The sequence below is a fragment of the Curtobacterium sp. MCLR17_036 genome (assembly GCF_003234445.2).
GTDB lineage: Bacteria > Actinomycetota > Actinomycetes > Actinomycetales > Microbacteriaceae > Curtobacterium.
This window is the reverse complement of sequence record NZ_CP126269.1, coordinates 66851-93456: the sequence shown is the minus strand read 5'-3', so window position 1 is coordinate 93456 and position 26606 is coordinate 66851. Positions and strand designations below refer to the sequence as shown.

26 protein-coding genes are annotated in these 26606 nt (G+C 74.3%); 16 read left to right on the top strand and 10 right to left on the bottom strand.

Annotation, left to right across the window (positions count from 1 at the left end; all coding sequences use genetic code 11):
* Positions 1 to 46: 46 nt before the first annotated feature.
* The 3 genes from DEI99_RS00475 to DEI99_RS00465 all read left to right on the top strand — a co-directional run bounded on the left by DEI99_RS00475 (position 47) and on the right by DEI99_RS00465 (position 1701).
* Positions 47 to 1042, top strand: a complete 996-nt coding sequence (locus DEI99_RS00475; RefSeq protein WP_258369520.1) for an SDR family oxidoreductase — start codon at positions 47 to 49, stop codon at positions 1040 to 1042.
* A complete protein-coding gene (locus DEI99_RS00470) occupies positions 1039 to 1380 on the top strand; it encodes a hypothetical protein (RefSeq protein ID WP_111042526.1) in 342 nt (113 codons plus the stop codon). Before DEI99_RS00475 ends, DEI99_RS00470 begins: the two co-directional genes overlap by 4 nt.
* Before the next feature lie 123 nt (positions 1381 to 1503).
* Positions 1504 to 1701, top strand: a complete 198-nt coding sequence (locus DEI99_RS00465; RefSeq protein ID WP_111042527.1) for a hypothetical protein — start codon at positions 1504 to 1506, stop codon at positions 1699 to 1701.
* Between the two features lie 139 nt (positions 1702 to 1840).
* On the opposite strand, the gene DEI99_RS00460 is transcribed toward DEI99_RS00465, so the two are convergent.
* The gene (locus DEI99_RS00460; protein WP_111042528.1) at positions 1841 to 5410 is read right to left on the bottom strand and encodes a proline dehydrogenase family protein; all 3570 of its coding nucleotides are present in this window, start codon (positions 5408 to 5410) and stop codon (positions 1841 to 1843) included.
* Positions 5411 to 5538: 128 nt separating this feature from the next.
* Here DEI99_RS00460 and DEI99_RS00455 point away from each other — a divergent pair, with 128 nt between their 5' ends.
* Positions 5539 to 6015, top strand: coding sequence for a MarR family winged helix-turn-helix transcriptional regulator (locus DEI99_RS00455; RefSeq protein ID WP_111042529.1), 477 nt, complete (start codon positions 5539 to 5541; stop codon positions 6013 to 6015).
* A 54-nt stretch (positions 6016 to 6069) separates the two neighbouring features.
* Here DEI99_RS00455 and DEI99_RS00450 read toward each other — a convergent pair whose 3' ends face one another.
* A complete protein-coding gene (locus DEI99_RS00450) occupies positions 6070 to 6924 on the bottom strand; it encodes an NAD(P)H-binding protein (protein WP_111042530.1) in 855 nt (284 codons plus the stop codon).
* Positions 6925 to 7010: 86 nt separating this feature from the next.
* On the opposite strand from DEI99_RS00450, the gene DEI99_RS00445 reads away from it, so the two are divergent.
* The 5 genes from DEI99_RS00445 (at position 7011) to DEI99_RS00425 (ending at position 12159) form a co-directional block, all read left to right on the top strand.
* Positions 7011 to 7769 carry a TetR/AcrR family transcriptional regulator gene (locus DEI99_RS00445; protein WP_220037168.1) on the top strand — a complete coding sequence of 253 codons (759 nt, stop codon included), beginning with the start codon at positions 7011 to 7013 and terminating at the stop codon, positions 7767 to 7769.
* Positions 7770 to 7906: 137 nt separating this feature from the next.
* Positions 7907 to 8626: a GntR family transcriptional regulator gene (locus DEI99_RS00440; protein ID WP_111042533.1), complete on the top strand. Its 720-nt coding sequence runs from the start codon at positions 7907 to 7909 to the stop codon at positions 8624 to 8626.
* Positions 8623 to 9624, top strand: coding sequence for an ADP-ribosylglycohydrolase family protein (locus DEI99_RS00435; RefSeq protein ID WP_111042532.1), 1002 nt, complete (start codon positions 8623 to 8625; stop codon positions 9622 to 9624). The genes DEI99_RS00440 and DEI99_RS00435 overlap by 4 nt, the downstream gene beginning before the upstream one ends.
* Before the next feature lie 70 nt (positions 9625 to 9694).
* A complete protein-coding gene (locus tag DEI99_RS00430; protein ID WP_284180906.1) occupies positions 9695 to 11221 on the top strand; it encodes a purine-cytosine permease family protein in 1527 nt (508 codons plus the stop codon).
* Positions 11221 to 12159, top strand: coding sequence for a PfkB family carbohydrate kinase (locus DEI99_RS00425; protein ID WP_284180905.1), 939 nt, complete (start codon positions 11221 to 11223; stop codon positions 12157 to 12159). The genes DEI99_RS00430 and DEI99_RS00425 overlap by 1 nt, the downstream gene beginning before the upstream one ends.
* Here the strand turns inward: DEI99_RS00425 and DEI99_RS00420 are convergent.
* The 4 genes from DEI99_RS00420 to DEI99_RS00405 all read right to left on the bottom strand — a co-directional run bounded on the left by DEI99_RS00420 (position 12149) and on the right by DEI99_RS00405 (position 15326).
* Positions 12149 to 12853 (bottom strand): alpha/beta hydrolase, encoded by a 705-nt coding sequence (locus DEI99_RS00420; RefSeq protein WP_284180904.1) that lies wholly within the window; start codon positions 12851 to 12853, stop codon positions 12149 to 12151. The two genes, DEI99_RS00425 and DEI99_RS00420, sit on opposite strands and share 11 nt — an antisense overlap.
* Positions 12854 to 12955: 102 nt before the next feature.
* Positions 12956 to 14254, bottom strand: a complete 1299-nt coding sequence (locus tag DEI99_RS00415) for an LCP family protein (protein ID WP_284180903.1) — start codon at positions 14252 to 14254, stop codon at positions 12956 to 12958.
* Between the two features lie 89 nt (positions 14255 to 14343).
* Positions 14344 to 15069 carry a tyrosine-protein phosphatase gene (locus DEI99_RS00410; RefSeq protein ID WP_284180902.1) on the bottom strand — a complete coding sequence of 242 codons (726 nt, stop codon included), beginning with the start codon at positions 15067 to 15069 and terminating at the stop codon, positions 14344 to 14346.
* A 50-nt stretch (positions 15070 to 15119) separates the two neighbouring features.
* The gene (locus DEI99_RS00405; protein ID WP_284180901.1) at positions 15120 to 15326 is read right to left on the bottom strand and encodes a hypothetical protein; all 207 of its coding nucleotides are present in this window, start codon (positions 15324 to 15326) and stop codon (positions 15120 to 15122) included.
* A 199-nt stretch (positions 15327 to 15525) separates the two neighbouring features.
* Here DEI99_RS00405 and DEI99_RS00400 point away from each other — a divergent pair, with 199 nt between their 5' ends.
* Positions 15526 to 16383, top strand: coding sequence for an NAD-dependent epimerase/dehydratase family protein (locus DEI99_RS00400; RefSeq protein WP_111043096.1), 858 nt, complete (start codon positions 15526 to 15528; stop codon positions 16381 to 16383).
* A gap of 28 nt (positions 16384 to 16411) precedes the next feature.
* On the opposite strand, the gene DEI99_RS00395 is transcribed toward DEI99_RS00400, so the two are convergent.
* A complete protein-coding gene (locus tag DEI99_RS00395) occupies positions 16412 to 17392 on the bottom strand; it encodes a DNA-3-methyladenine glycosylase family protein (protein WP_181434549.1) in 981 nt (326 codons plus the stop codon).
* 71 nt (positions 17393 to 17463) lie between these two features.
* Here DEI99_RS00395 and DEI99_RS00390 point away from each other — a divergent pair, with 71 nt between their 5' ends.
* The 6 genes from DEI99_RS00390 to DEI99_RS00365 all read left to right on the top strand — a co-directional run bounded on the left by DEI99_RS00390 (position 17464) and on the right by DEI99_RS00365 (position 23358).
* On the top strand, positions 17464 to 18492 hold the full coding sequence (locus tag DEI99_RS00390; RefSeq protein ID WP_071258299.1) for a 6-phosphofructokinase: 1029 nt from the start codon (positions 17464 to 17466) through the stop codon (positions 18490 to 18492).
* Positions 18493 to 18611: 119 nt separating this feature from the next.
* Complete coding sequence (locus DEI99_RS00385) at positions 18612 to 19586, top strand: MDR family oxidoreductase (protein ID WP_111043097.1); 975 nt, start codon at positions 18612 to 18614, stop codon at positions 19584 to 19586.
* An 82-nt stretch (positions 19587 to 19668) separates the two neighbouring features.
* Positions 19669 to 20337, top strand: coding sequence for a GntR family transcriptional regulator (locus DEI99_RS00380; RefSeq protein WP_111043098.1), 669 nt, complete (start codon positions 19669 to 19671; stop codon positions 20335 to 20337).
* A gap of 5 nt (positions 20338 to 20342) precedes the next feature.
* The gene (locus tag DEI99_RS00375) at positions 20343 to 21656 is read left to right on the top strand and encodes a GntR family transcriptional regulator (RefSeq protein WP_111043099.1); all 1314 of its coding nucleotides are present in this window, start codon (positions 20343 to 20345) and stop codon (positions 21654 to 21656) included.
* Positions 21653 to 22438: an ABC transporter ATP-binding protein gene (locus tag DEI99_RS00370; protein ID WP_111043100.1), complete on the top strand. Its 786-nt coding sequence runs from the start codon at positions 21653 to 21655 to the stop codon at positions 22436 to 22438. The genes DEI99_RS00375 and DEI99_RS00370 overlap by 4 nt, the downstream gene beginning before the upstream one ends.
* Positions 22439 to 22590: 152 nt before the next feature.
* Positions 22591 to 23358 carry a hypothetical protein gene (locus DEI99_RS00365; protein WP_181434550.1) on the top strand — a complete coding sequence of 256 codons (768 nt, stop codon included), beginning with the start codon at positions 22591 to 22593 and terminating at the stop codon, positions 23356 to 23358.
* Between the two features lie 81 nt (positions 23359 to 23439).
* Here the strand turns inward: DEI99_RS00365 and hemL are convergent, their stop codons facing one another.
* The 3 genes from hemL to DEI99_RS00350 are packed head-to-tail and all read right to left on the bottom strand — an operon-like array spanning position 23440 to position 26599.
* Complete coding sequence (gene hemL / locus DEI99_RS00360; RefSeq protein ID WP_111043101.1) at positions 23440 to 24771, bottom strand: glutamate-1-semialdehyde 2,1-aminomutase; 1332 nt, start codon at positions 24769 to 24771, stop codon at positions 23440 to 23442.
* A complete protein-coding gene (hemB, locus tag DEI99_RS00355) occupies positions 24768 to 25823 on the bottom strand; it encodes a porphobilinogen synthase (RefSeq protein WP_284180900.1) in 1056 nt (351 codons plus the stop codon). The genes hemL and hemB overlap by 4 nt, the downstream gene beginning before the upstream one ends.
* Complete coding sequence (locus DEI99_RS00350; protein ID WP_284180899.1) at positions 25820 to 26599, bottom strand: uroporphyrinogen-III synthase; 780 nt, start codon at positions 26597 to 26599, stop codon at positions 25820 to 25822. The genes hemB and DEI99_RS00350 overlap by 4 nt, the downstream gene beginning before the upstream one ends.
* Positions 26600 to 26606: the final 7 nt, after the last annotated feature.

Sequence of the window (26606 nt, the reverse complement as noted above, 5' to 3'; positions counted from 1 at the left end):
GACACCCGCTGAGTGGGCGGCACGGAGCGGTGGGTACAAGGGAGCCATGACTCGAGTGGCAGTGGTGACCGGTGGATCCGCAGGACTGGGACGGGCGACCGTCCGCGAGCTGGCCGCCCGGGGGTGGGACGTCGCGGTCCTGGCCCGGGGGAAGGACGGCGTCGACGCCGCCGTCGCCGAGGTCGAGGCGGCCGGCCGCCGCGGGCTCGCCCTGGTGGCGGACGTCTCGGACCGGGACGCCGTCGAGGCGGCGGCCGACCGGGTCGAGCAGGAGCTCGGTCCGATCGACCTGTGGGTGAACGGCGTGATGGTCGGGGTCTTCGGCCGGTTCATGGACACGGCGCCGGAGGACTTCGAGCGCGCACTGCACGTCACGTACCTCGGCTTCGTGAACGGCACCAGGGCCGCGCTCTCGCGGATGGTGCCGCGCAACCGCGGCCAGGTCGTCCAGGTCGGCTCGGCGCTGGGCTTCCGGGGCATCCCCCTGCAGTCGGCCTACTGCGGCGCGAAGCACGCCATCGTCGGGTTCACCGAGTCGGTCGTCTCGGAGCTCCTGCAGCAGGGCAGCAAGGTGAAGGTGTCGCGGGTCGACATGCCGGCGCTCAACACCATCCAGTTCAGCTGGGTGAAGTCGAAGCTGCCGCACCACCCGCAGCCGGTCGCGCCCATCTACCAGCCCGAGGTCGGTGCGCGGGCGATCGCCGCCGTCGCGGAGCACCCGCGCCCCCGCACCTGGGTCGGCGAGTCGACGGTGTACACGATCATCGGCAACCGGATCGGCGGCCGCTTCGCCGACTGGTACGCGGCGAAGACCCTGGTGTCCGGGCAGCAGGCCGAGGCGAAGGACGGCGAGGAGATCGGCGTCAACCTGTACGAACCCGTCCCCGGCGACCACGGTGCGCACGGGGTGTTCGACGAGAGCGCGCACGCCTGGTCGCCGCAGACCTGGTGGGTCGAGCACCGCCGGCTCGGCCGGTCGATCGTCGGCACGGTCCTCGGCACGGCCGGAGCCGTGGCACTCGTGGCGGGACGACGACGATGACCCGGCGTCGCGGGGACACGACCGCGTCGACGGTCGTCGAGGTCGGTCGGGCGGTGCTCGGGGTCTGGCACCTCGGGCGTGCGCTGCGCGGGCGCGACCAACGGGTGCTGCACGCGGTGCTCGGCGTGCGGCAGCTCGCGCAGGCCGGCGTCGTCGCACGCGCCGGTGGACCGGACGCGCACACGGCCAGCGCCGTCGTCGACGCCCTGCACGGCACGACGATGGTGCCGCTCGCCCTGCTCGACCCCCGCCGCCGTCGGTTCGCCGTCGAGCAGCTGTGGATCGCGGCGGTGCTGACGATCGCCGAGGTCGGGGTCGTCGGGCGCGGACGACGCTGAGGTCGCACTTCCGCCCGCGTCGCCGACGCCGTCACGGGCCGGAGTGCGATCTCAGCACCGCGGCCGTCACCCGCTGCCCGCCCGCCGGGCGGTGCGCAGCGTCTTCGGCGTAGCGTCCGGGGCATGAGCGACAACGAACAGACCGAGCCCGTCATGGACGGCGCCAACGAGGCCACGAACCACGAGAAGCTGCAGGGCCTCATCGAGCAGGTCGACCACGACCACCACGGCGAGGGCGCCGGCGCGATGGCCGACCACCTGCGCGACCGCATGGACGAGACGGGTGTGGAGTCCGAGGACGGCGGCGACGTCGAGGACTGAGTCCTCCGGGGCGCGGGCGCTGCTGCGCGCGGCCGATCGTGAGCAGAAGGGGTCGGGTCGCCGTCGGGCACTCGACCCTTTCTGCTCACCAAGTGCGGCCCCGCCTGCCCCAGACCGGACCCGACCCGGCCGGGCGCCGCTACACCCGCAGCTCGGCGAAGTCGCTGTCGACGTCGCCGAAGCGGTGCGCGGTGATCGTCACCGTCTGCTCCCGCAGGTAGGGCAGCATCTCGATCAGACCGGCCTCGACCACGGGGGCGTCGTGGACGGCGACGTCGATGCTCGCCCCGAGGGCTTCCTCGAGGGCTGACGCGTCGCCGCCGATCAGGCGGATGCGGGCTCCGGGTCCCCCGAACGCCGTGGGCGCCGGACGGTCCTGCCCCTGCGACAGCACGGCCTCGAGCGCGTCGACCAGGGCGTCCTCGCCGGTCGACCAGTCCGGCCGGAACACCGCTCCGGACGATGCCCGGGCGTGGAAGTCCTGGTCGGACTCCACCAGGTGGTCCACGACGTGCAGCGGTGACCGACTCGACGCGAGCAGCTGCGTCAACGGCCCCGGCAGCGGGCGCGCGGTGCTCAGCAGCACGTGGGCGCGGGCGGCCGTGGCGGCGGCGAGGCTGCGCACCAGGTCACCCATCGAGGCGTCCTCGGCCTGGCGGACGACGACGGACTGCGGCCGGTAGCGCAGGACGTTCCGCTGCACGACGAGCCCGGCCGGGTCGTGCGACCGACCGTACTGGTCCTCGCGCGCGCGGACGTCGCTCAGGGCGCCGGCGCGCACCTGGTCGAACTCCTCGAACGACAGGCCGCTCCGAGCCGCCTCGATCAGGGCGGTCACGCGCGGCGGCAGCCCGTGCAGCTGGATGCTCTTGTGCACGGTGCGGGGCACCGGCTCCCAGCGGCCGAGCGTCGCGACGTACATCGGGCCGCCGGCCTTCGTGCCGGTGCCCACCGACGAGCGCTTCCAGCCGCCGAACGGCTGCCGACCGACGACGACGCCGGTGGTCGCGCTGTTCACGAACAGGTTGCCGGCGCGGACCTGGGCGAGCCAGTCGGCGACCTCCTCGGCGTCGAGCGAGTGGATGCCCGCGGACAGCCCGTGGTCGGTGCCGTCCTGGATCGCGACGGCCTGCTCGAGCGTCTCGGCGCGCATGATCCCGAGCACCGGGCCCGGGTACTCGGTCTGGTGGAAGTCGCTGCCGGGCCGGACCCCGTCGCGGATGCCGGGCGACCAGAGCCGACCGGAGTCGTCGAGCGGCGTCGGCTGCACCAGCCAGGACTCCCCCGGGCCGAGCTCCGTCAGGCCCCGGCGCGCCGCCCCCGCGGGTTCCGAGGTGACCGGGCCGACCTGTGCGCCGGGGTCGTCGGGCCACGCGACCCGGAGCGTGCGGGTGGCGTCGACGAGCTGCCGACGGAAGCGCTCGCTCTCGCCGACGGAGCCCACGAGCACCACGAGCGACGCCGTCGCGCACGGCTGCCCGGCGTGCCCGAAGGCGGACCGCACGACGTCCTGCACGGCCAGGTCGAGGTCGGCGCTCGGCGTGACGACGATCGCGTTCTTGCCGCCCGTCTCCGCGGTGAGCGGGAGGCCCGCACGCCACCAGCGGAACGAGCGCGCGGTCTCGGCGGACCCCGTCAGGATGATGCGGTCGACGGCCGGGTGGCCGATGAGGTCGCGGCCGAGTTCGTCCTCGTCGATGTCGACGAGCTGCAGCAACGAGTGCGGGACGCCGGCGTCCCAGAGGACGTCGGCGAGCAGGGCACCGCTCCGACGTGCCTGCGGAGCGGGCTTCAGCACCACACCGCTGCCCGCGGCGAGCGCCGCCAGGACACCGCCCGCGGGGACCGCGACGGGCGAGCTCTGCGGCGGGACGACGACCGTCAGGCGCGGCGGGACGAACCGGGCGCCCTGGACGTCACCGAGCCGTCGGGCGCTCTCGGCGTACCGGTGTGCGGCGTCGACGGCCGCGGTGACCTCGGCGTCGGCCTCGGTGAAGGTGGCGCCGGTCTCCGAGACCGTGACCTCGATGAGGTCGGCACGCCGGGTCTCGAGCTCGTGGCCGATGAGGTCGAGCAGCTCGGCCCGGTCGCCCGGGTCCTGCCGACCCCAGTTCACGCCGGCCTGGGCGGTTCGCGCCGTGATGCGTTCGAGCTGCGAGCGGTCGGTGACCCGTGCACCGCGGATGGTCTGTGCGCCGAGCTGCGAGCGCGGGACCCGACGGAGCACGTCGTGCGCCCAGGAGCGGTTCGCGGCGACGGACGGGTCGGTGTCGGGCGCGTTCCGGAAGGCGTCGCGCAGGACGGGCTCGCCGAGGGCGCGGTGGCGGTCCTGGGTGCGGTGCGTCGGCACGACGGGCTCGTCGAGTGCGGCGACGGACGCCAGGTACCGACCGTGCTCGCGGTCGAAGACGCTCGCGTCGCGGTCGATCTCGGTCGCGGCGGCGGCGAACCCCTCGGGGTTCGCGCTCTCCTGCAGCCGACGGGCCAGGTAGGCGGTCGCGGAGTCGGGGTCGTCCGGGTGCACGACCGGGGTGTACAGCACGACGGAGCCGACGTCGGCGCGGACGGCGTCGACGTGCCCGGCCGCGGTGCCGAGGAGCATCTCGACGTCGACCGCGTCGGTGACACCGCGGCGCTGCGCGAGGGTCCACGCCGTCGCCAGGTCGAACAGGTTCTGACCGGCGACGCCGATCCGGACGGCGTCCGTGCGCTCCGGGGTGAGCGCGGCGTCGAGCAGCCGCAGGTGGGCGGTGTCGGTCTCGCGCTTGCTGCCCCACGTGGCGAGCGGCCACCCGTGCAGGACGGCGTCGACGTGCTCGGTGGCGAGGTACGCGCCCTTGACGAGCCGCACGGTGACCGGCGCTCCGCCCGCTGCACGACGCTGCTGCGCCCATGCGGTCACCGCGTCGAGCGCACCGGCGGCGTCGGGCAGGGCGGTCTGCAGCGTCACGCCCGCCGGCAGCGAGACGAACTCGTCGCGGTCGAGCAGGGTCCGGAACACCGCGAGCATGCGGTCGAGGTCGCCGGACGCCTCGGCGTCGAGGGTGATCGTCTTCGCCGGACGGCCGGCAGCCATCGGGGCCGCCGCCAGTCGGTAGAGCGGCAGGAGCCGCTCCACGGCGCGCTCGACCGCCTGGTCGAGGCCCCACGGGGACGTCGGCGGCAGCACCGAGCTGAGCTTGACGGACACGCGGTCGACGTCGTCGCGGGCGAGCAGGTCCGTGATCCGCTGCAGGCGTCGGTCGGCCTCGGCCGCGCCCTGGACGGCCTCGCCCAGCAGGCTGAGGTCGAGCCGCGTACCCGGGCCGCCGAGCCTGGCGAGCGCCTGGCCGGTCTTCGCCGGGGCGGCGTCGACGACCAGGTGCCCGGTCATCCGACGCAGGATCCGGCGCGCGGTCGGGACCACGGCCCACGGAGCCATGGTCGCGAAGCCGCCGCCGAGCGTCACCGCACCGCGCAGGTACCAGGCGAGGAAGTCGGGGACGTCGCGGCTGGCCCGCTCGAGGTTGCGAGCGGCCACCTTGGGGTCCTCGGGGCGGACGACCTTGTCGACGAAGTCACGGGCGAAGTCGAGACCGCGCTCGTCGCGCAGGGTCCGGGCGAGACGCACGGCGCCGGGGTCAGGCTTCACGCCGGCGGACGCCGCCAGCCACCGACGGACCAGCGCAACGGCGTCGTCGGTGCAGTCCTGGAGGCGGGCGCTCGGCATGGACCGATCGTATGCCGCACCCCCGACGCCACCTCGGAGCGCGCCGAGCGTCAGCCAGGAGTCATCCGGACGGATGAAACCCGTGCAGCGACGGCCCCGGACCACGGCCGGTCGGTACGCTGGGCCGCATGTCGACGCAGGGCAACGACGGCCACGACTGGGCCACGTGGGACGCCTTCCACGACGCCTGGCGCCGGCTCGACCGGGCCCTCGACCGCGCGGTGCAGTCGGGTGCCGGCATCTCCGTCCCGGAGTTCGAGATCCTGATCGGCCTGCACCGCGACCCGGAGCACCGGCTCCGCGTCCGGGACATCGCGAGCGGCATCGGGTGGGAGAAGTCGCGCGTCAGCCACCAGGTCACGCGCATGGTCTCCCGCGGACTGGTGGAGCGCGCCGACTGCCCGACCGACGGCCGTGGCAGCTGGGTCGTGATGACGACCGACGGTCGCCGCGCGGTGCTCGCCGGCATCCGCGCGCACACGGCGGCGCTGGAGGACCTGTTCTGGAGGCCCGTGGGGACCGACGCGGACACGCTGCGGTCCGTCAGCGGCCGGGTGGACGACGCGATCGGTCCGGACGAGCACGAGACGGAGCGCGCCGGCTGACGCCGGCCATCCCGGAGCCGGCCCCCGCCGCGCGGCTCCCGCTGACGCCTCCGCTCAGGCAGCGAGGTCGGCGAGCACCTGCTCGGCCGTCCGCGGCGCGTGCCCGAGCAGCTCCGTGAGGACCGGGTCGGTGCCCGCGAACCAGCCCTGACCGGCGGCCTGGTACATGCCGAGCAGGAAGCGCACCATCGGTTCCTGCTGCCCGGCGGCGACGGCGCGGTCCACCCACTCGTCCTCGTCGACCACCTCGAGACCGACGGTGGTGCCGGTGATCGCGGACGCCGACCGTGCGAGCTCCGCGAAGGTCGGCGCCTGCTCGGCGGTGATCGTGACGGGACCGTCGATCGGCTCGTCACGCAGCAGGATCGCCGCGGCACCGGCAGCGGCGTCCTCGCGGTCGGTCCACGACACCGGGCCGTCCGCCGGCACGGTGACGACGCCGGTCTGCTGCCACGGTCCCATCAGCCACTGCAGGCTGTGGGCGTAGAAGCCGTTCCGCAGCGAGGTCCAGGGCAGGCCCGACGCCGCGAGCAGCTCCTCGGTGGCCGCGTGGTGCTGCGCCGGCACGAAGGGCGACGCGGCTCCGGCGCCCTGGTGGCTCGTGTAGAGCACACGCCCCACCCCGACGGCCGCCGCTGCCTGCACGGCGTTCCGGTGCTGCGTGACCGTGTCGCCGTGCGGGTCGTTCGAGGACACGAGCAGCAGCTGGTCGGCGCCCTCGAACGCCGCCCGGAGCCCGTCGGGGTCGTCGTAGCTGCCGGTGCGGACCGTGACGCCGCGGTCCGCGAACCGGGACGCCCGCGCTGGGTCGCGGGTGACGACGGTCAGCTCCGAGGCCGGCAGTCGTCGGAGCAGGTGGTCGGCGGTCGCGCCGTTGAGGGCGCCCGTCGCGCCGGTGATCGTGATCATGGGTCCGACCTCTCTGTTATCAGTGGTAACACCTGGACAGTATCATCGGAAAAGCGATGGTAGCAACGGGTTGTTATCGTTGTTCCGTGACCGAGCCGATCGCACCTCCCGCCGCCGACGTCCGCCTGCGCGTGGTGGAGGCCGCCGCCGCCCTGCTGCACGACGACGGCGCGGCCGCGGTGACGACCCGGGCGGTCGCGCAGCGCGCCGGGGTGCAGGCACCCACGATCTACCGGCTCTTCGGGGACAAGGACGGCCTGCTCGACGCCGTCGCCGAGCACACGATGGCCTCGTTCACCGTCACGAAGGCCGCTGCCGTGCAGACCTCGGCCGACGACGACCCCGTGACCGACCTGCGGACCGGGTGGGACGCGACGATCGGGTTCGGGCTCGCCAACCCCGACCTCTTCGTCATCATGAGCGACCCCCGACGCGGTCGGGGGTCACCGGCCGTCGCCGTCGGGCTCGAGCTCCTCGCAGCCCGACTCCGCCGCGTCGCGGCAGCCGGCAGGCTCGCGGTCCCCGAGCACGAGGCGATCCGGCTCGTGCACGCCGCCGGCACCGGAGCCGTCCTCGCCCTGCTCGACGAGCCGGAGGACGAACGGGACACGCACCTCGCCGACGTGGTCCTGGAGACCGTGCTCGCCCGCATCCTCACGCCGGGCCCGTCGGACGGCGCCGGGGACGACTCGTCGGCGCTGCGAGCCGCGGCGGTGACCCTGGCGGCGGCCGCACCGGACCTCGACGTCCTGTCGCCGGGGGAACGCGCGGTGCTCGGCGAGTGGCTCGGTCGCATCGTCGACCACCCGAGCGGCGGGGCAGCAGGGCGGACGCCGACGCCCTGAACGCGTGCGGGCGCCTCCGCGGTGCGTCCCTGCGGGCCGGAGGCGACCCGTCGGGGCCGAGCCGGGCCTCCTGTCCGGGGCTGCACCGCGACGGGCGCGCGCGACTGGACAGGTCTTGTACATGTATGCTCGTCGTCATGCCCGTCTCATCGAAGCGACGCCTCGTCGCCGACGCCCTGCGCGACGCGATCGCGACCGGGCGGCTGCTGCCCGGGCAGCGCCTGCCCGGTGAGCACGAGCTCGCCGAACGGTTCGCCGTCAGTCGCGGCACCGTCCGCGCCGCACTCGCCGACCTGGCCGACGAGGAGTACATCGCGACGCACGGCGGCGTCGGGTCCGTCGTGACCTTCGACGGCGCGGCCCTCGACCCCCGCGGCGGCTGGGCCCGTTCCATCGCCGCCACCGGCGTGCAGGTCGCCACCCGCGTGCTCCGCATCGCCCGCATCGAGGACGTCGACCTCGCCGAGCGCGTCGGCGCCGACTCGGCGGCGTTCATCGCCGTCGACCGGGTCCGCCACGTCGTCGGCGGCACGCCGGTCTCGCTCGAGCGCAGCCGGGTGCCGCGCACCGGCGCGCTCGACCGCGCGGTGGACGACGGTCTCGTCGACGACTCCCTGAGCGCCACCCTGGCGGCGGCCGGTCTCGTGCCGGCGATCGCCGAGCAGTGGGTCGACGTGACCCCGCTCGACGCCGAGGACGCCGCCGTGCTCGGACAGCCGGTCGGCGCCACCTTCCTGCACAGCCGACGGATCTCGCGCACGGTCCACAACGGCTTCGTCGAGCAGGTCGACAGCCTCCTCGCACCGGACCGGTTCCGGCTGCACATGCGATTCGGAACGACGGAGCAAGCACGATGACCACCACCACGCACGCACTCGCCGCCCTGCACGGCCTGGCGATCGGCGACGCCCTCGGGATGCCGACCCAGTCGCTGACCCTCGCGCAGATCCGGCAGGACCACGGCGTGATCACCGACTTCGTCGACGCCGGGCCGCACCAGCGCATCGCCGCCGGCATGCCCGCCGGCAGCATCACGGACGACACCGAGCAGGCGGTCCTGGTCGGCGAGCTGCTCGTCGAGGGCGGCGGCCGACTCGACCCGGTGCGCTTCGCCGAGGCGATCATCGCCTGGGAGCGCACGATGGAGGCGAAGGGCTCCCTCGACCTGCTCGGACCGAGCACGAAGACCGCCGTCGAGCGGATCCTGGCGGGCGTGCCCGCGGCCGAGGCCGGGTCCACCGGCACGACGAACGGCGCCGCGATGCGGATCGCCCCCGTCGGGATCGCCACCCGTGCGACGGACCTCGACGCCCTCGTCGACGCCGTGCAGGACTCCTGCCGGGTCACCCACGACACCGGGCTCGGCATCGCGGGGGCCAGCGCCGTCGCCGCCGCGGTCAGCGTCGGCCTCGACGGGGCGACCCGCGCGGAGGCCCTGGACGCTGCGGTCGCGGCTGCTGCCATCGGCGCGACCCGCGGCCACTGGGTCGCCGGTGCCGACATCGCCGAGAAGACCCGCTGGGCGCGGGCGTACCTGCCGACGGTGCCGGCCGACGACCGGATCGACGTCGTCGCGCAGGTGATCGGCACCTCGGTCGCCTCGCAGGAGTCCGTCGTCGCCGCCCTGGCACTCGTCTCGCTCGACCTCGACCCGTGGGAGACCGTCGGCATCGCGGCGAGCATCGGCGGCGACACCGACACCATCGCCGCGATGGCCGGGGCCGTCCTCGGCGCCGTGCACGGCCCGGACGCCTGGCCCGACCACGCCGTGCGCACGGTCGTCGAGGTCAACGGACTCGAGCTGCCGCCGCTCGTCGACGGCCTGCTCGCCATCCGCGCCGGTGCGGACCACTAGTCCGCGCCCCACAGTCCCCTCCCCCACCCCACTCCCGCACCCCATCCCACTTCCGAGGACGCAAGAGGACATGAGCACGACACCCGACCCCACGACACCCGCGTCGACCGCGACCACCGCGACCACCGCTCGGAGCGAGGGCACGCTGACCACCATCGAGCAGCGCGGCATCGAGCCCGTCCCCGCCGAGGAGCGCACCGGTCGCCCCGGCGCCCTGTTCTGGGTGTGGTTCGCCGCGAACATCTCGATCCTCGGGCTCCCCCTCGGGGCCACGCTCGTCGCGTTCCAGCGGCTCACCATCTGGCAGGCGCTGCTCGTCGCGGTCATCGGCGCCGCCGGGTCCTTCGCCGTCGTCGGCGTCATCTCGATCGCCGGGCGTCGTGGCGGGGCACCCGGCCTGACGCTGTCCCGAGCCGTGTTCGGCGTGCGGGGCAACATCGGCCCGACGCTCGTGTCCCTGCTGTCGCGACTCGGCTGGGAGACGGTGAACACCACCACCGCCGCGTTCGTGCTGCTGTCGCTCTTCACGATCGTGTTCGGCACCGACGGCGACGCCAAGCGCATCCCCGTGCTCACCGTCGTGGCGATCCTGGTGTTCGTGCTCTGCACCGTCCTGGTCTCCGGGCTCGGGCACGCCGCCATCGTCGCCATCCAGCGGTGGGCGACGTGGGTGTTCGGCGCCCTCAACGTCTTCGTCGCGGTCTTCCTGGTGATCCGCGTCGACTGGGACACCGTGACGAGCGCCCCGGCGGGACCGGTCAGCGCGATGGTGATCGGCATCGGCACCATCGCCGCGGGCACCGGCATCGGCTGGGCGACCGCCGGCGCGGACATCGCCCGCTACAGCAAGGTCTCGGTCCGGGGCAGCCGGCTCGTCCTCGCCAGCGCCGTCGGCGCGGGCACGCCGCTCGTCGTCCTCGTCGGCCTCGGTGCGCTGCTGTCCGCCGGTGACCCCACCCTCGCCGAGGCCGGTGACCCGGTCGCTGCGATCCGCGACCTGCTGCCGAGCTGGATGGCCGTGCCGTACCTCGTCGCCGCGTTCGGCGGCCTGCTGCTGTCGAACCACCTGTCCGTGTACTCCGCCAGCCTGACCACCCTGACCCTCGGCGTGAAGGTGCCCCGGGTGTGGGCGGTCGCGGTCGACGTCGTCATCACGTTCCTCGGCGCCGTCTACTTCATGCTCATCGCGGACGGCTTCTACGCGCCGTTCATCACGTTCATCTCCGTCCTCGCCGTCCCGATCACCGCCTGGCTCGGCGTCTTCATCGCGGACATGCTCCGCCGCCGCTGGTACGACCCGGTGGCGCTGCTCGACCTGCGCCCCGGCTCGGGCTACTGGTACCGCGGCGGCTTCGCCTGGGGCGCGTTCACCGCCTGGGCGGTCGCCATCGTGGTCGGCTTCCTGTTCACCGTCGTGTCGGTCGGCGACGCGGACCCGGTGTTCGTCGGCCCGCTGTCCGGCAGCTGGATCGGTGCGAACGGCCTCGGCTGGGTCGTGACCTTCGTCGTCGCCGCCGGGGCGTACCTGGCGTTCGGCGGTGCGCGCGGCACCCTCGAGGAGCCGACCGTCGTCCGCGACACCACGTCGGCCCGCTGATGCCCCGGCTCGTCTCCGTCGGCAACGTCATCGTCGACATCGTGATGCGCATCGACGCGGTCCCCGAACCCGGCGGCGACACGATCGCCGAGGGGTCCGAGATCACGGCCGGCGGCGGCCTCAACACCATGGTCGCCGCCCGCCGCGACGGCATGGAGGTGGTGTTCGCCGGACAGTACGGCACCGGACCGTTCGCCGACGTCGTGCGCGCGGCCCTCGCCGCCGAGGACGTCGACGTCGTCCAGCCCGGGCTGCCCGACGTCGACAGCGGCTACTGCGTCGCCCTGGTCGACGCCACCACGGAACGCACCTTCGTCACGAGCGTCGGCGCCGAGGGCCGCCTGACCGCCGCCGACCTGGACCGCGTCGCGGTCCGCGACGACGACGTCGTCTTCGTCTCCGGGTACGGGCTCGCCCACCCGTCGAACGCGGACGCGATCGTCGCGTGGCTCGGGCGCCTGCCGGAGCCGACGACGGTCGTCCTCGACCCGTCGCCGCTCGTCGACACGCTCCGTCCCGACGTGCTCGCCGCCGTCCTGCGGCGTGCGGACGTCGTCAGCACGAACGGCCGGGAGGCACGGCTCATGTCCGCCACGTCGCCCGACCTGGCCGACGCGGCGGTCCGGATCGCGGAGCGCTCCCGCGGGGCGGCCGTGGTCCGCGACGGCGCCGCGGGCTGCTGGGTGGCCGGCCCCGGACGGCGCACCGAGCTCGTGGAGGGCTTCCGGGTGGCGGCCGTCGACACGAACGGCGCCGGCGACGCCCACGACGGGGTGCTCGCCGCGGCGCTCTCGCGTGGCGACGACCTCGTCACGGCGGCGCGACGGGCGAACGCGGCGGCGGCCATCGCCGTCACCCGACGCGGGCCGGCGACCGCACCGACCACGGCCGAGATCGACGCGCTGCTGCAGGGCGCGGGCGGCCCGCTCAGCGGCTGAGGACGGCCTCGAGCTCGGCGACCACCAGGTCCGGGCGGGAGACGAACGGGTGGTGCCCGGTCGCGACGTCCACCGACCGGCTCGCCCGCTCGGCGTGGGCGCGTTGCAGCCCCACCGTGGTGCTCCGGTCCTCGGTGCAGACCAGGTACGTCGAGTCGACGCCCTGCCAGCCCGCGGCGGTCGTCGGCGTCACGAAGGAACCGACCGCCTGGGTGGTCACCCGGTCCCACGCCGCGCACTGCGTCTGCTCGTCGGCGTCCTGCAGGAACCGGGCCCCGAACGTCCCTGCGTCGAACCCGACGAGTCCGAGCATCCCCCCGTCGGCCGGCTCGACGCGCACCGGGTCCGGTTCGTCGGCCATGATCGCGCCCTGCGCCTGGCCAACGTCGGGCAGGTAGGACGACACCAGGAGCAGGTGCGCCACGGCGGGGTGGTGCCCGGCCTCGGCGACGACGGTCCCGCCGTACGAGTGCCCGACGACGATCGTCCCGTCGCCCCGGTCGAGCTCCCGCCGCAGGGCCGCGGCATCGGCCGTCAGGCCGCCGGACGCCTCGTCCGCGGTCGTCTCACCGCAGGACGGCAGCGCCACGGCTCGGCTCGCGATGCCGGTGCGCTCCCGCAGCAGCTCGGCCGTCGGCCCCCACCACCACGCGCCGTCGCGCACCAGGGCCCCGTGTACGAAGACGACGTCCATGCGGTGCTCCCTGCGTCGGTGGTGGGTCGCCGCCCACCGTAGCCCCGCTCCGGGCTGCGCGACCCGACGCCCGTGGTCGCGGTCCTCACGACGGGAGACCGGTCAATCGGTGCCCTTCGAACACGTCTGCTCGGCGGCGCTCTGCCCGGTGATCGTGGAGGGCAGCGCCGTCGGCTTCGGGGTCGCGGCGGTCCCCGGCGAGCGCGACGCCTGGCCCGCTGCCCGGCTGCTGCTCGGCGACGGGGCGTCGGCGGATCGCTCCGCGGCGGGCGCACGGGACGCCGACGGCGCCTGCACCGCGCCTCGGCCGATGGCACCGGAGGCGACCCGGGTGCGCTGGTCCTGCTGCAGTGCCACGTTCAGGCTGTGCGCCGCGGCCTGGTCGACCACGACGCGGTTGCTGTCCTCCGGGTCGGCATCGGTCGGGTACTGCACCAGGAGCATGTGGGCGGTGTCCGTGTTGCGGACGGCAGCCGCGAGGGCGACGAGGGTGCGGGTGTCGTTCAGCCCCTCCGACAGGGCCATGTTCGAGGTCGCAGCCTTCGCGAACCGGTACAGGGTGATCGGGTTGCGGAGCGCGCCGTCGCTGGTGAGCTTGCGCAGCATCGCGGAGAGGAACACCTGCTGGTTGCTGATGCGGGCGATGTCGCTGCCGTCGTCGACGCCGTGGCGCGTCCGCAGGAACCCGAGCGCCTCCTTGCCCTGCAGCGGGACCTCGCCGGCCGGCAGGTTGAGGAAGCTGCCGTCGTGGATCGGCTTCGCGATGCAGACGGTGACGCCGCCGAGGGCGTTGCTCATGGCGGTGACGCCGTCGAAGGTGATGAGTCCCGCGTACGGGATGCTCAGCCCGGTCAGGTTCTCGACGGTCTGCACGACGCAGGCGACGCCGCCGTTCGGGCCGCCCCGGAGGAGCGCTGAGTTGAACATCGCCTTGCTCTCGGCCGGGCTCGACGTGCCGGCGTCCGGGTCCGCGCAGGACGGGATCGGCACCATCGCGTCGCGGGGGAAGGACACCACCGTCACCTGGGAGTGGTCCTCGCTGAGGTGCACGAGCATCGTGACGTCGTTGCGTGCTCCGTCGGCGTCCTGTTCCTCCGCCCGCTGCCCGACACGGGTGTCCGACCCGATCAGCAGGATGTTCGCGCCGCCCTTGATCGCGTTGATGTCCTGGCTCCGCGCCTGCCCCTCGTCCGACGGACTGAGCGAGATGGTCGTGATGTCGTCCTTGACGTCCCGCGCGGCGATGGCACCGACGCTGCCGACACTGACGACCGCGACCACGGCGGACGTGCCGATCAGCCCCGCGAGCGTCGCGAGTGGTCGTCGCCGCCGCAGCTTGCCGTGCCGCGCGATCCCCCGCGCGCTCCGCCGTCCACCTGGTCGTCGGCCCTCGTCGGTCATGACTGCTCCCCCTCCGGAGTCTCCTCGACGCTAGTGGACCTGCGACGAACGCTCACCTGGGATGTGCTGGGGGTTCCTTCAGGGTCGGTTCACGGGGCTGTCAGGCGCTCGCGCAGACGGGTGCGCAGGGCGTCGTCGGCCCCGATGACCGCGAAGGCGCCGTCGACGTCGGCGGCGACGTCCTCGACGATCGGGGCGGTCTGCGCGATCCACCGGTCCACCTCGTCCTGCCCCCACGTGGCCTGCCGGTCGTGGGTCGGCGCGTGCGAGTTCGCTCCCGCCATCGCCCGGACCGACTCCGCGTGGTCCGCGGCGACCGCCTCGGGCGCCACGCCGGCGTTGGCGAGGAGCAGGGCGCTGACCATGCCGGTGCGGTCCCGGCCGGCACTGCAGTGCACGAGCACGCCGGACGGGGCGTCGGCGATCGCGGTGAGCGCGCCGAGGACGAGCTGCGGCAGGATGCGGAAGTTGTGCCGCCAGTACTCCGGCGAGTCGAGGATCGGGAAGCAGACCTCGCGGAACTCCGGGTCGTCCTGGTCCTCGGTCGGGGCGTTCACGATCCGCACGCCCTCGGAAGCTCCGGCTGCGACGACCGGGTCCCCGTCACGGGCGCCGACCTCGTACGCGCACCGGAGGTCGACGACCCCGGCGAGACCCCAGCCGCGGGCGTCCCGCCAGCCCTGCTCGGTGAGGAACTCGCGACGCGGTCCCCGCGCGATCCGGCCCGGCACGGTCGCCCCCGTCGGCGAGGCGGACGTCGGCAGCCCGCCGAGGTCACGCGCGTTCAGGTAGCCGTCCCAGTCGAGGTTCCGCATCGGGCCACCCTAGGTCACCCGCTGTCCGGCACCGGGCCGGCACCGGGGCGTCACCGTGCCACGATGCCCACCACCGCGAGGAAGGGGAACGCGCCGGCCGCTGCGGACAGTGCGGCGAACCAGATCGCGGGAGTCCTGCCCCGCAGCCCGCGCAGGCCGACCGCCGCGACGAGCGCCCCGACCGCGAACGGGAACGTGCCGAGGGTGGCGAAGAACGGCCACGACACCGGCGCCCAGGACGCCGCGCTCTCGCCCACAGCCCCGACCGAGACCACCGAGCCGGCGACGACGAGCCCGACTCGACGACCGGCGGCAGGCCGATCGCCACGTCACGGGCCACTCGGCGGTGCCGCTGCCCCCCCCCGCCCCCGCTGCCCCACGCGCCGAGGGTAGCGGTCACCGGTGGGCGGTACCCGTCGTGACCGCGCCCCCAGCCGCCCGTGCCAGGGTCGATCCGTGCTGAACACCTCCACCGTCGTCATCGCCGGCTGCGGCGACCTCGGAGCCGAGGCCGGCCTGCGGTTCGCCGGACAGGGCCACCGCGTGCTCGGGCTCCGTCGCCGCGCCGAGCTGGTCCCCGCCCCGATCACCGGACGGAGCGTCGACCTGCGCCACGAGGTCCCGGACGTCCCCGCCGACACCAGCGTCGTCGTCGTGGCGTTCGCGGCCGGCTCGCGGGACGTCGACGAGTACCGGGCGACCTACGTCGACGGTCTGCGGAACGTGCTCGACGGCATCGACGCGTCGGCGGCCGACCCCCGCCTGCTCGTCGTGTCGTCGACGGCGGTGTACGACGTCGACGACGGCAGCGTCGTCACCGAGGACACCCCCGCGCACGCCGGGACCCCGACCGCCGGGGTGCTCGTCGAGGCCGAGGCGCTCCTGCGCGAGCGCGCTCCTGGTGCCGTGCTCGTCCGGCTCTCCGGCGTCTACGGGCCCGGCCGCGAGCGCCTGGTCGACCAGGTCCGCTCGGGCTCGGCGCGGCTCGCCCCCGGCACCTCGCCGCACACGAACCGCATCCACCGCGACGACGCCGCCGCCGCGTTGGTGCAACTGGCGGGCCTGCCCGACCCCGCGCCGCTCTACCTCGGCACGGACGACGAACCGGTCCGCCTGGACGACGTGCTGCGGTTCCTCGCCGACGAGCTCGGGGTCCGGCAACCGGTGGTCGGCGACGGCGGGGCACGGCAGGCCGGCGGCGACAAGCGGCTGTCGAACGCGCTGCTCCGGTCGACCGGGTGGACGCCGCGGTTCCCGACGTTCCGCGAGGGCTACCGCGCCGTGCTCGCGGGCGAGGGCACCCGCCACCCGTAGTCGTCCGACACCGGCACGGGCACCGGCCTCAGTGGAACCGGTGGTCCTGGATCGTGAGTCGCGGACCGAACGCCGGCTTGCGGAATCCCGAGCCGCCGATGAGCCGGACGATGCGCTCCCGGTGCCCAGACCACGGTTCGAGCAGCTCGAGCATGCCGTCGTCGTCGACCGGCGCCCCGGTCAACGCCCACCCGACCAGTGCCGGCACGTGGAAGTCGCCGACGCTCGGCGAGTCCGGGTCGCCGTGGGATCGCTGCGCGGTCTCGGCGGCGGTCCACCGGCCGATCCCGGGCACCGACTGCAGCCGCGCGGACACGACCGCGCCGCCCCGGCCGAGGGCGAGCGTCCGCTCGAGCGCCGGCGCGACCCGCACCGCGCGCATGACGGTGGCGGAGCGCCCGGGCTCGATGCCGGCGCGGTGCCACTCCCAGCTCGGGATCGTCGCCCACTCCTCGGCGGTCGGCGGCACGGCCATGCCGTCGGGCGCGGGACCGGGAGCGGGGGTGCCGTGGCGCCGGAGCAGGTACCGCCAGGCGCGCCAGGCCTGCCGCGAGGTCACCTTCTGCTCCATGATCGCCGGCACGAGCATCGCGACGACGGTGTTCGTGCGGAGCAGGCGGAGCCCGGGCTGCCGGTGGCGGGCGGCCGCCAGGAACGCGTGCCCCGAGACGTCGAGGTCCGACCAGTCGTCGCCGCGTCCGAGCAGGTCCGGGGCGTGCTCGACCGCCCACGCGGACCCGGCGCCCCACGCGGACACCGCGATCGTGCCGCCGGCCTGCCGGATCGCCACGGACGCCGGGCCCCGCGGCGTGCGGAGCGCGAGCCAGACGACGGGCCCGACCACCTGGAAGGCGGGGTCGCCGGTGCCGCGCTGCAGGGGCCGCAGGGTCGACGCGACGTCCACCGGGCCTCCCGGCCGGTACACGGTGTCGACGCGGGTCGCGTCGTCGGACGCACCGCCAGGCGACTGGGCGGACGCACCGGACGGGGCACAAGCGAGCAGGGACACACCGGGATGGTAATCCGCAACCACCGTCAGTCATGATGGGGACGTCCCCGCACCCGACGACGGAGTTCCCCATGCGCATCGGCATCCTCACCTCCGGAGGCGACTGCCCCGGCCTGAACGCGGTCATCCGCGCGATCGTCCTGAAGGGCATCGCCATCTACGGACACGACTTCGTCGGCTTCCGGGACGGCTGGCGCGGCGTCGTCGACGGCGACATCGTCCCGCTCGGTCGCAAGGACATCCAGGGCATCGCGAAGCAGGGCGGCACCATCCTCGGCACGAGCCGCACCAACCCCTTCGAGGGCGAGCACGGCGGGGTCGAGAACATCGAGCGCACCCTGGAGCGGCACGGCATCGACGCCATCGTCGCGATCGGCGGCGAGGGCACCCTGGCCGCGGCGAAACGCCTGACCGATGCGGGGCTCAAGATCGTCGGCGTGCCGAAGACCGTGGACAACGACCTCGGCGCCACCGACTACACGTTCGGCTTCGACACCGCCGTCGCGATCGCGACCGAGGCGATGGACCGCCTGCGCACCACCGGCGACTCCCACTCGCGCTGCATGGTCGCCGAGGTGATGGGGCGGCACGTCGGGTGGATCGCCCTGCACTCCGGCATGGCCGCCGGCGCGCACGCCATCCTCATCCCGGAGCAGAAGACGAGCATGGAGCAGATCGCGAAGTGGGTGCGCGCCGCCTACGACCGTGGTCGCGCCCCGCTCGTCGTGGTCGCCGAGGGCTTCGTGCCGGACCACGAGGACAACGCGCACACCGAGCGCGGCCTGGACGCCTTCGGTCGTCCGCGGCTCGGCGGCATCGGCGAGCGCCTCGCGCCGCTCATCGAGGAGATGACGGGCATCGAGACCCGCGCGACGACCCTGGGCCACATCCAGCGCGGCGGGACGCCGACCGCGTACGACCGCGTGCTGTCGACGCGGCTCGGCCTGGCCGCCATCGACTCGGTGGTCGAGGAGCGCTGGGGCCGGATGGTCGCCCTGAAGGGCACGGACATCGTGCACGTGTCGTTCGACGAGGCGCTCGGCGAGCTGAAGACGGTGCCGCAGGCGCGCTTCGACGAAGCCGCCATCATGTTCGGATGAACACTGCCGGGTGAACACTGCCGGGTGAACACTGCCGGGTGAACACTGCCGGCTGAGCACCGCAGGCTCGGCACGGCGCGCCGTCACCCGGCCGGGAGGCCCGGGGTAGCGTCCGGCGCATGACCCGCGCCGTCCTCGTGTCCAGTGCAGCCCCGCCCACCGTCACCGACGTCGACCTGCCCGAGCCGACCGAGGGCGAGGCCCTCGTCGACGTCTCGTACTCGAGCGTCAACTACAAGGACGGGCTGGCCCTCGCCGGGGACCCCGGGGTCGCCCGACTCGACCCGCTCGTGCCGGGCATCGACGTCGTCGGCACCGTCTCGGCGCTCGGGCCCGGGGTGCACGACGTCGCGATCGGCGACCGGGTGGTGGTGACCGGCGCCGGTCTCGGCGAGCGCCGGCACGGCGGGTGGGCGCGGCGGGCGGTCGTGCCGTCGGGGTCCGCGGTCGTGCTGCCGGACACGATCGACGACGCCTTCGCGGCCGCCATCGGCACGGCGGGCTTCACGGCGATGCTCAGCGTGCTCGCGCTCGAGCGGTTCGTCGCGCCGGAGGAAGGACCCGTGCTCGTGACGGGCGCGTCCGGGGGCGTGGGGACCGTGGCGATCGCGCTGCTCACGGCACGGGGGTACCGGGTGACCGCGTCGACCGGCCGACCGGCGAACGCGGAGTCCCTGCGGCGGCTCGGCGCGGTCGACGTCGTCGACCGCGCGACCCTGTCCGAGCCGGGCCGGCCGATGCAACGCACGGTGTGGGCGGGGGCGGTCGACAGCGTCGGCGGCACGACGCTCGCGAACGTGCTCGCCTCGACGCAGTACGGCGGCGCTGTGACCGCGTGCGGGCTGGCGCAGGACGCCGCCCTGTCGACGACGGTGCTGCCGTTCATCCTGCGCGGGGTGTCGCTGCTCGGCATCGACTCGGTGCAGGCCCCGATCGCGCTGCGGCGTCGGGCGTGGGAGCGTCTGGCGACCGACCTCGACTCGGGCCTGCTCGCCGGGGTGACCCGCACCGTCTCGCCGGCCGAGGCGATCACGATCGGAGCCGAGGTCGTGGCCGGGCGCGTGCACGGACGCACGGTCGTCGCGATGCGCTGAACCGGTGTGCCAGCATTTCACAAACGCTTGCCATTTGACACGTTAGGATTCCAGCGTCGAGTCCCAGGCACGAGGAGATGGCATGCCGGTCCCCAAGTCGACGGTGGAGAACTCACCGCGGAAGCTGTTGCGCGACGTCGTCTACGAGAAGATGCTCGCCGCCCTGCGCGACGGCACCCTGCAGCACGGTGAACGCCTCAACGACGACGAGCTGGTCCAGTGGCTCGGCGTCAGTCGCACGCCCATCCGCGAGGCCATCGCGAAGCTCGTCGACATCGGCCTGGTCGAGATGGAGGCGAACCGCTACACGCGCGTCGCCACCCCGACCTTCGACGACTGGGTGACCGCCACCCGCGCCATGACCGGGTTCTTCGAGCTCAGCCTGCGCTGGGGCGTGCCCGAGTACGCCGACGAGGACGTGGAGGCCCTCGCCACGCTGCTCGACAAGGCGGACGCAGCACGCAAGGTGCGGGACTACGGCTTCAGCGGCGCCGTCACCGACGTCATCGAGTTCGCCGTCGCGCACTCCGGCAACCCGCTCGTGCAGAACGCGGCGGTCGGGGCGATCGAACGCGTGCGCTTCACGCTCAACCCGACCCCGCCGTTCGAACAGTACGGCTCCGAAGCGTTCTTCTCGATCCTGCGCGACGCGCTGGACGAGCGCGACGGCGAGACCGCCGCCGAGGCCGGGCGTGCCCTGACCCGCAACTTCGAGCAGCACATCGAGGCGGTCCGCGCCGACCGCGGCTGACCCCGGTGGACGGCGAGTGGGGTGACCCGTGGGCGTCGCGCAACGACGACGCCTACGCCGCCCTGCTCGCCCACGTCCGCTCGGGGCCGCCCGGCCCGGTGACGGTCGACGTCGACCACCTCGGGTGGGACTGGGGCATGCCGGCCGCCCGGGTGCGATCGGCAGCGCTGCGCCTCGAGGACCTCGGCATCGTGACCCGTGGGGCCGGCGGCTCGTGGGAGTACGCAGTACTGTCCGACGCGGACCTGTCGGACGCCTTCGACGCGTGGGTCGCGCTGTTCGGTCCGGCCGTCCGCGCCACGACCACCGTGCTCACCCCCGACCTGCGCGACGAGCTCGACCGGCTCGTGGCCGCCGCCGAACGGACCGCGGCGCTCCGGCTCCCCGACTTCCCGACCGCGTTCTCCGCGTCGGTGCAGTTCTGGTTCAGCCGGTGCCCGGACACGCTCCTCCGGGACCTCGGTACCCGCGCCTACGAACGCCTGCGGTGGGCCCGGGTGCCGACCGTGCCGTGGTCGGTGCACGACCTGCACGGATGGTCGCGCACGGTCGCGAGGGCGGCGGCCACCGGCGATCCGGACGATGCGACCGCCGCTGCCGAGCGCATGGAGGGCCTGATCGAGACCCACCGTCGACACCTCGGGATCGTGCGCACGACCGACCGGGAGCCGCTCCCTGCCGGACTCCACCCGAGCGTGCTCGACCGTGTCCTCCTCCGTCACCTGCGATCAGGAGCGCTGCCGACGGGTTCGACCCACACCGTCGCGGGACTGGTCGCGCTGACGGGCGCCCGGCCGGACGACGTGCTCGACACCCTCCGGTGGCTGGTCGACCTGGGCCTCGTCGTCGACGCCCCGGGCGGCGTCCGCGTCGCTGCGCCGTCGATCGACACCTGGCGGGAGGCGATGGAACTGCTCACCGGCGTCTTCGGGAACGCCGCCCTCCACGTGCTCCCCGACCTGCGGGGGGCTGCGCTCGAGGAGTTCCTCCGCCTGGTCGACCGCGCGCGGGACGACGGCCACGTGCGGGACCACCGCTACACCGAGAGCGCCTTCGCCGTCACCCGGTTCCTGTCCGAACAGACCGAGAACCGGTGGGTCCGCGAGGCCCTGCGCCTCGCGATGGCCCGGCTCGCCTACGCGCTGCCGGAGGCACCGCCGTTCCGCCAGTGGGAGACCGACGCCCTGTGGATGGCACTCGAGGCGGCAGCCGGCCGCGGAGACGTCCGGGCAGCCAGGGCCGCGGGCCGCGAGTTCACCGACGTCGCCCGGGCCCACATCGATGACGTCACCGCGCGGTACGGCACGATGGGGACGTGACCGACGTCCTCATCCACGCCACCGGGGTCCGCGTCACGCGCTCCGGCCGCGACCTGCTGCACGACATCGACCTGACCGTCCGACGCGGCGAGCACTGGGCGCTGCTCGGCCCGAACGGCGCCGGCAAGTCCACGCTGCTCGCCGTGCTCGGCGCGACCGCGCACCCGACCGCCGGGCACGTCGAGGTGCTCGGCAGCCGGCTCGGCCGCACCGACGTCCGGGAGCTCCGACAGCGCATCGGGCACGTCGACCCCCGCCACCGGATGCTCTCGCCGCTCACCGTGTTCGAGACCGTCCTGACCGGCCTGACCGGGACGACGGACCTCATGCTGCGGTGGGAGCCGTCCGCCGAGCAGCTCGCACGGGCCGAGCAGCACGTGGCGGACGTCGGGCTGGCCGCTCGTCGCGACGCCCGCTGGCCGGTGCTCTCGCAGGGCGAGCGCGGTCGGGCCCTCATCGCACGTGCGCTCATGGCGGAGCCGCAGCTCCTGCTGCTCGACGAACCCGCGACCGGTCTCGACGTCGCGGCGCGCGAGCACCTGCTCGAGACGGTCGACGCGCTCCGCCAGCGGCACCCCGAGCTCGGCAGCGTCATGGTGACCCACCACCTCGAGGACCTGCCCGCGTCGACGTCGCACGCCGTGCTGCTGCGCGACGGTGCCGCGGTGGCACAGGGCACGTCGGACGAGGTCATCACGTCGTCGGCGGTGTCGCACGCGTTCGACTTCCCGCTCGCCATCGTGCGCTCCGAGGGGCGCTGGGCCGCCCGCCGCGCCTCCTAGGGCCGCGGGCCCCCGGCTGCCGGCGCCCCAGCGGAGCACGTGCGTCGGCTGCGTGCTTGAATGGGCCTTCAGGTGTCCGCGGCCCGTGTCGGGGAGGGCTCCGGCACCGCAGCAGGTGCGTCGCCGCGGGCCGCGATCCAGGGGGAACCACCATGTCGAACACGCCGCCGTCCCACCCGGGGTCGGACCCGCAGCCGGACCCGCAGCAGCAGCCCGGGCACGGACAGCAGCAGCCCGGGTACGGACAGCAGCCCGGTGCGCAGCAGCCCGGCTACGGACAGCAGCCGGACGGGCAGCAGCCCGGCGCGCAGCAGCCCGGCTACGGACAGCAGCAGCCCGGCCAGTACCCGGACCAGCAGCCGGCGTACGGCCAGCAGCCGGGTCAGCAGCCGGCGTACGGCCAGCAGCCGGGTCAGCAGCCCGGCTACGGCCAGCAGCCCGGACAGCCGCCGTACGGACCGGGTGTCGGCGCTGCGCCGTACGCCCCGCCGCCCAAGCAGTCGCGGGGCAAGCGGGTCCTCATCTCGGTCCTCGGCGTCGTCGTGTTCCTGGCCGTCGGGTTCGGCGTCCGCCAGGGGTTGCACGCGGCGTTCGACGACTCCACCGAGGAGACCGTGTCGAAGGCCGTCGCGCAGATCCGCGAGGACACGAAGCTGCCGCAGCAGGTCGACTCGGTCACCACCTGGACCGGTGTCGAGGCCGAGGGCACCGCGATCCACTACGACTACACGGTGTCGTCGAGCGTCGACCCCGCATCGCTCAGCGAGAGCGCGCTCCGCGACTCGCTCGGGGACACGGTCTGCACGAACAGCGACACGAAGAAGCTGTTCGACGAGGACATCGACGTGCGCTTCAGCTACTCGTTCGAGGGCTCGTCGAAGAAGCTCGACGTGTCCTTCACGAAGTCCGACTGCGACTGAACGACGACGCCCCCGTGACCGACGGAGACATCGGGCACGGAGACGTCGGTCACGGGGGCGTCCGCTTGTTCAGATCCGCGGCTACGCCGTGGCGGCGGCAGCGGCCTTCGCGGCCGCCGGCAGCGCGTCGAGCACGCGGCCCACGGCGCGGTCGTCGTGCGCAGCCGTGACGAACCACGCCTCGAACACGCTCGGCGGCAGGGTGACCCCGGCGTCGAGCATGGCGTGGAAGAACGGCGCGTAGCGGAACACGTCCTGCGCCCGCACGTCGTCGTAGTTCCGCGGTGCCTGCTCGGTGAACGCGAACGAGAACAGGTTGCCGGCGTGCTGCACGGTGTGGGCCACACCCTCGGCCGACAGTGCCTCGCTCGTCGCGGTGGCGATGGTCGAGGCCGTGCGGTCGAGGTGCTCGTAGACCTCGGCGGTGGCGGCGCGGAGCGTCGCGGTGCCGGCGGCGACGGCGAGCGGGTTCCCGGACAGCGTGCCCGCCTGGTACACCGGGCCGAGCGGGGCGAGGAAGTCCATGACCTCGCGCCGACCGCCGAGCGCGGCGAGCGGCATGCCGCCGCCGATGACCTTGCCGAACGTGATGATGTCGGGCTTCCACCCGGCGCCGTCGGGGACGACCGTCGACGCCTCGAGGCCCCACCAGCCGGCGGGGCCGACGCGGAACCCGGTCAGGACCTCGTCGACGATGAGCAGTGCGCCGTGCGACTGCGTGATCTGCGCCAGCGCCCGGTTGAAGCCGCGCTCCGGGGCGAGCACGCCCATGTTCGCGGCGGCGGACTCGACGATGACGGCGGCGATGCGCTCGGAGTGCTCGTCGAACGCCCGGCGCACCGCGTCGAGGTCGTTGTAGGGCAGCACGAGCGTCTGCGCGGCGGTCTCGGCGGTGATGCCCGCGCTGCCCGGCATCGCCAGGGTCGCGACGCCCGAGCCGGCCTCGGCGAGCAGGGAGTCCGAGTGGCCGTGGTAGTGCCCGGCGAACTTCACGAGCAGGTCGCGGCCGGTGTAGCCGCGGGCCAGGCGGATCGCGGTCATCGTGGCCTCGGTGCCGGTCGACACCATGCGGAGCTTCTCGATCGGGCCGTCGCCGTCCACCGACACCCGCTGCTTCACGAGCTCGGCGAGCTCGGTCTCGCCCGGGGTCGACGCCCCGAAGGACAGTCCGCGCGCGGCGGCCTGCTGCACGGCCTCGACCGTGCCGGGGTGCGCGTGCCCGAGGATCGCGGGGCCCCACGACGCGACGAGGTCGACGTACTCGCGACCCTCGGCGTCGGTGACGTAGGCGCCCTTCGCCGACACGAGGAAGCGCGGGGTGCCGCCGACCGAGCCGTAGGCACGGACCGGTGAGTTCACGCCGCCGGGGATCGCGTTCTTCGCGCGGCCGAACAGCTGGTCGTTCGAGGTCATTCGGGGGCCTTCCCGGTCGGTGCGATGCCGGCGACGGCGGCGGTGGTGCCCGAGGTGCGGAGGCCCGCTTCCTCGTTGAGCTTCCGCGCGACGTCGACGGCGAAGTAGGTCAGGATCGCGTCGGCACCGGCACGCTTGATGCCGACGAGCGACTCCATGGCTGCGGCGTCGCGGTCGATCCAGCCGTTCTGCGCGGCTGCGGTGATCATCGCGTACTCGCCGGAGATCTGGTACGCCCAGACCGGCACGGGCGAGGTCGCCGCGGTCTCGGCGAGCACGTCGAGGTAGCTCATCGCGGGCTTCACCATCACGATGTCGGCCCCCTCGTCGACGTCGAGCGCGACCTCGCGGAGGCCCTGACGACCGTTCGCGGCGTCGATCTGGTACGTCCGGCGGTCGCCGACGAGCGACGACGAGACGGCTTCGCGGAAGGGGCCGTAGAACGCCGACGCGTACTTGGCGGCGTAGGCGAGCAGCGCGGTGCCGCTGTGCCCGGCGCCGTCGAGGGCGTCGCGCGCGGCGGCGATCTGGCCGTCCATCATGCCGCTCATGCAGACGAGCTCGGCGCCGGCCTCGGCCTGGGCGACCGCCATGTCGCGGTAGCGCAGCAGGGTGGCGTCGTTGTCGACGGAGCCGTCGGACGCCAGGACCCCGCAGTGCCCGTGGTCGGTGAACTCGTCGAGGCACAGGTCGGACTGCACGACCAACGCGTCGCCGACCTCTTCCCTCGCCACGCGGATCGCCACGTTGAGGATGCCGTCCGGGTCGGTGGCGCCGGAGCCCTCGGCGTCCTTCGTGGTCGGGACGCCGAACAGGTTCACGCCGCCGACCCCGACCTCTGCAGCCGACACGAGGGCGCGGCGGAACGAGTCGAGGGAGTGCTGCTGCACGCCCGGCATGCTCGAGATGTCGACGGCGTCGGTCGCGCCCTCGCGGATGAACATCGGCAGCACGAGCTCGGCGGGGTGGAGCCGGGTCTCGGCCACCAGCCGTCGCATCGCGGGGGTGGCGCGGAGTCGACGGGGGCGGACCTGGGGGAAACGACCGGTCACGGGTGACCTTCCTGGTGTGGGGTGGTGGGGTTCAGGGCCTCGACGACGGCGTCGAGCAGGGCTTCTGCGGACCGCGTGGGTCCGACGACGTGGACCGGCAGCCCGGCCGCGCGCGCATCGGCGGCGGTCCCGGGGCCGATGCAGGCCACGAGGGTGTGCGGGGCGAGCGGGGTCATCCGGCGGGCGATCTCGCGGGCGACGCTGCCGCTCGTCACGAGCACCGCGTCGGGCGCCGCGTCGAGGACGACCGGCTCGTCGCCGGTCCCCACGGTACGGTACGCCACCACGTCGTCGACGTCGATGCCGCGGGCACGGAGCCCGTCGACCAGGGTGGGTGCGGCGATCTCCGACCGCGGGAACAGGACCGTGCCGTCGGTGTCCGGGAACGCCGCGACGAGGCCGGCAGCCGACGTCTCCGCCGGAATCAGGTCGACGACCCAGCCCGCAGCACGCGCGGCCCGCGCGGTCGGCGCACCGACCGCGGCCACCCGGACACCGGCCGGGAGGCCCGCCACGCGTCCGGCGAGCGCCCGCACGGCCGTCGCGCTGGTCACCACCACCCACGCGTACCCGGCCACGCGGGTCCGCGCCCCGACCGCGGGTGGTGATCCGGGCCTCCCCACCGTGTCGGCCAGGCGGCGGACCGCCGCGTCGAACGCGGACGGGTCCGACGGCGGCGCATCGGTGATGAGCGGGACGACCACGGGGGCGAGCCCGCGGTCGCGCGCCTCGTCGGCGACGCGCGCACCCCACGCACCGCCGCGCGGGACGAGCACGACCGGG